Annotated in this window: 4 protein-coding genes; 1 reads left to right on the plus strand and 3 read right to left on the minus strand. The window is 74.8% G+C overall.

The window, feature by feature from the left end; genetic code table 11:
- The coding region (locus HUW36_RS26930; protein WP_174530705.1) for a TIR domain-containing protein at positions 1-1,490 on the minus strand (1,490 nt) is incomplete at its 3' end.
- Positions 1,491-1,597: 107 nt separating this feature from the next.
- Here HUW36_RS26930 and HUW36_RS26935 point away from each other — a divergent pair.
- Positions 1,598-2,830, plus strand: a complete 1,233-nt coding sequence (locus HUW36_RS26935; RefSeq protein WP_174530706.1) for an ArsB/NhaD family transporter — start codon at positions 1,598-1,600, stop codon at positions 2,828-2,830.
- Positions 2,831-3,324: 494 nt separating this feature from the next.
- On the opposite strand, the gene HUW36_RS26940 is transcribed toward HUW36_RS26935, so the two are convergent.
- Both HUW36_RS26940 and HUW36_RS26945 read right to left on the minus strand, forming a co-directional pair.
- Positions 3,325-3,771, minus strand: coding sequence for a hypothetical protein (locus HUW36_RS26940; protein WP_174530707.1), 447 nt, complete (start codon positions 3,769-3,771; stop codon positions 3,325-3,327).
- The coding region (locus HUW36_RS26945; RefSeq protein ID WP_174530708.1) for a molybdopterin-dependent oxidoreductase at positions 3,764-4,298 on the minus strand (535 nt) is incomplete at its 5' end. The genes HUW36_RS26945 and HUW36_RS26940, both read right to left, overlap by 8 nt.

The raw sequence follows: 4,298 nt of genomic DNA on the forward strand, positions 1-4,298 counted from the left end.
GACTCGCCGACCTCCAGCCGGTCGTCGCGGCCGAGCACCCACCGGGTCATCCCGTCCGCGCCGAGCCGCAGCACCTGCGCCCGGGCGTCGCGGGGCGCGGTGGCCAGGGGCACCACCGGGTCCACCCGGGCGGCCGGCGCGGCGTCGGAGAGCAGCAGGTTGAGCATCGGGCCGACCAGCCGGTTGACCGAGCCCCGGTCGCGCAGCGACACCCCGTCCGCCGGGGCCTCGTCGGCGTACGGGCTGCGCGGGCCCGGCGCGTGCGCCATCGCGCCCAGCCGCAGCCACCCGGACTGCTGGTAGTGGCGCAGCCGCTGGGCGAACCAACTGGACTGCGCCTCGCCGAGGAAGCCGTACCGGTCCTCCTCGCGGTGGGTGATGGCGATGGTGGAGTTCAACCCGGCCACCACCACCCGCAGGTCGGGCACGCCGAACAGCGTCCACGGCTGTTCGCTGTCGAAGATCCGGTCGTCGAGACCCTGGTAGAGCTCGTCGAAGAGACGCGCGTAGTGCCGCCACTTGGGCCAGTACGGCGGCTGCGGGTCGACGTCGTCGGCCTCGCAGGTGGCGAAGTACGCCCGGCAGGCGGCCATCGTCACGTCCCGCGGCCCGGGCACCACGACGAGTCGGTGCGGCTCCAGCCCGAGCAGCACCCGCAGCCCGGTGAGGAAGCTCAGCGCGTCGGAGAACTCGCGCGGGCTGCCGGACTCGGTCAGGTTCCCGGCCACCACCAGCAGGTCGGGCCGGGGCACCCCGTCGTTCATCAGCAGCGTCAGGTCACCCATCAGGTGCTCCTGGCGTTCGCCCGGGGTGACCGGGTCGCCCGGGGAGATCACTCCCCGGCCGAAGCGGGGGCCGGCGACCTGGAGCACGGTGACGGTGTCGCGGGCGGTCGGCGGCGCGACAGTCGCCGGCGGGAACGGCGGCGGGTTGATCGGGGTACGCCGGGCGCGGCGCGGCGCGGGCACGCCACCGGCCGGCGCGGCGAGCACGCCGTGCGGGTCGTCGGGATGGTGCGGGAAGGCCGGCTGCCGCATCGGCTTGGCCCGGCCGTCGAGCGCCTCCCTGATCCGGTCCAGCACGCGTCCGCGCGCCTGCGCCGGATCGTCCACCCCGACCAGGTCGACGTAGGTGATGGTGGCGAGCAGGCCGTCGATCGGGCAGTCCTCCACCCGCACGGTGACCAGCTTGTTGCCGGTGCCGTCCGGGTCGGCGCGCAACGCCGCCTGCCACTCCAGCTTGCCGTACGTCGAGTGCAGGTAGCGTTCGGACAGCACCGCCACCACCACCTCGGCCTCGCGGACCCCCCGGTCCATGAAGTCGATGAAGTTGGTGCCGGCGACGAAGTCCCACGCCTGGAGCAGGGTGCGGTAGCCGGCGGCCTCGAACTCCCAGGCCAGCCACGTCGCCCAGCGTTCGTCGGCGGGCGAGTAGCTGATGAAGAAGTCGATGGGGCGGTCGGACCGGGTGGGGTGCGCGCCTACAGCCACCTGGCCATTATGGCCACCGACGGTCAACAGATCGACACCCTCGGCTGCCCGGGCGTGCACGCGTCGGGCCGGACCGCGCCCAGCCGGGTGTGCGAGGATCACCCCTCGTGGAGACCGTCGGCGATCCGCCGTCCGCCGCGCCGGACCGGCCCCGTCGGCGACGCCTGCACACGCTGGACTGGATCGCGATCGGGCTGGCCGTGGTCGGCGTGGGCTGCGTGCTCTCCGGGCTGCTCCCCCGCACCGACGCCGAAGCCACGGTGCGGCGCATCGTGCCCATCCTGATCTTCCTCGGCACGGTGGTGGTGCTGGCCGAGCTGACCGCGGTGGCCGGCGTCTTCGACGCGCTCGCCGCGCGGGTGGCGATCACCGCCCGGGGCAGTTTCCGGGCGTTGTTCTGGCTCTGCGTGGCGGTCGCCTCGCTCACCACGATCGCGCTCAACCTGGACACGACGGCGGTGCTGCTCACCCCGGTGATGATCGCGCTGGCCCGCACCCTGAACGTGCCGCCGACCCCACTGGCGATGACCACGGTCTGGCTGGCCAACACGGCGAGCCTGCTGCTGCCGGTGTCCAACCTGACGAACATCCTGGCCAGTGACCGGATCGGCCTGGATCCGCTGCCCTGGGCGGCCCGGCTGTGGTGGCCGCAACTGGTCGCCATCGCGATCACGATGCTGCTGCTCTGGTGGTGGTACTGGCGACCGGCCCGCGCCGGGGCGGACCCGTTCGTCCCGCCGTCGCCGTACGTGCCACCGGACCGGACGCTCTACCGGACCGCGCTCGCCTCGTGCCTGCTGTTCGTCGCCGCCGTCCTGGCCGGGGTCGAGATCGGGATCGCCTCCGGGGTGGCCGCCGCGATCCTGGTCGCCGGGTTCGCGGTGCGGGCCCGGCACCGGCTGCGTCCGGCGCTGGTGCCGTGGCGGCTGCTGGTCTTCGTGACCGGGCTGTTCCTGGTGGTGCAGACCATCGGCCGGCACGGCCTGGACACCGTGATGGGCACGCTCATCGGCACCGACCAGGGGGCGGAGGGGGCGTTGCGGGCCGGCGCCGTCGGGGCGCTGTTCAGCAACGTGGTCAACAACCTGCCGGCGTACCTGGCCGGTGAGGCGGTCATCGCCGTCGACCGGCACACGCAGTTGCTGGCGTTGCTGGTCGGCACCAACGTGGGTCCGCTGGCCACGCCGTGGGCGTCGCTGGCCACGCTGATCTGGTACGAGCGCTGCCGGGCCGCGGGCGTGGCGGTGCCGCTCGGCCGGTTCGTGGCGACCAGCGCCGCGTTGGCCGCGCTCGCCACGACCGCCACGGTGGCGGCCCTGCTGGTCGGCCCCGGCGCCTGACCGGTCCCGGTCCCGCCCGACCCGCTCCCGTTTCCATCGTGACGTTCGCCCCTGCCCGCCCGGCCACCAGCCGTCGCCGGCAGCTCCCGGACCACCGGACGCCCGCGGCCGTGCCCGGTGGCCGGTGGCCGGTGGCCCGTGGTGGGCTGCGGACCTCCGACTCCGGCCCTCCGCCGAGGAGGTCACGGAGCGTGACTCGGAGCGGGAACGCCCTCGCTTTCACCGATATACCGGAGAGTCATGATTATGCCTATCCGGTATATCGGGCTCAGGAGGTCAACCGTCCTGGCCGCGGGCGGGACAACGACGGGCCGTCGGAACCTCCGGACCTGCCACACGCCGCGGCGGCGGACGATGACGCATCTGCCGCGCCGCGCGCCGTGAGCCGTGAGCGTCGCGGGGCATGCCGTCGGAGGCTCGACCGCCACCCGCCGAGGCGTCGCCCGCCAGGCCACCGCACGCGCACGCCACCGCAGGCACACCGGAGGGCGGGGTCACGGCGGTGGTGCGGGCGGACGGTGTCGGGTCCGGCGGAGCAGGTAGAGCAGCGCGCTGGCGGCGAAGAGCACCGCGCTGACCGCCAGCCAGCGGCCGAGCAGGGGCCGGAGCGTCAGGCCGGTGGCCGCCGCGTACGTGCCGTCGCCCAGCCCGAGGATGCCGGGCAGGTAGACCAGGAACAGCAGCGCCGACCCGAGCGCCGGCACGCGGACGTGGTTGCGCAGCGACGGGCCGGCCCGCCCCAGCAACCGGTCGGCCGAGGCGTACACCGGGAAGAGCACCAGGTCGTGCGCGACCACCGCGCCGAGGAACCAGAGCAGCATCCGGCCCGCGGTCGGCTCGCCGGCCAGCCGCAGCGCGATCCACCCGGTCACCGCGAAGCAGCCGACCAGGAGCAGCAGGTGCCACGGCGCCGCGCCGTACGCCCGCCGGAACTCAGCCATCGAACTCGATCTCCTCGACCCACTTGGTGCAGTGCACGCCGGGCAGCGCGGGCACCACGACCCGCGCCGGGAAACCGTGGTCGGGGCTGAGGTCGACGCCGTTGACCCGCAGCGCGAGCAGCGCGTCCGGGTCGGTGACCTGACCGCCGTGCAGGCTGGCGCGGTTGAACTGCCCGCCGCGCTCCAGCGACCGGACCCGGGCCACGGCGGGCGCGCCGGCCCCGACCAGCGCGGCGAGGTCCCGCAGGCGCACCCCGGTCCAGGTCTGCGAGGTGGACCAGCCCTCCACGCACGCTATCGGCAGGGTGGCGGTGTGCTGGGGCAGCGCGAGCAACCCGGCCCGGTCCAGCGCCCGCGTCCGGTCGCCGGCGCGCAGCGTCAGCCGCCAGCCCGTACCGGTGCGGTCGGGGGTGATGCCGGCCGCGGCGGCGGTGCGGTTGACCGGGAACCCGGTCGGCCCGTCGCCCACCCGCCGGCTGCGGGGCAGCAGCAGCGCGGTGCGCCGCAGGGCGTCCACGCTCTGCCCG

It is taken from the genome of Micromonospora maritima (genome assembly GCF_902825405.1).
GTDB lineage: Bacteria > Actinomycetota > Actinomycetes > Mycobacteriales > Micromonosporaceae > Micromonospora > Micromonospora maritima.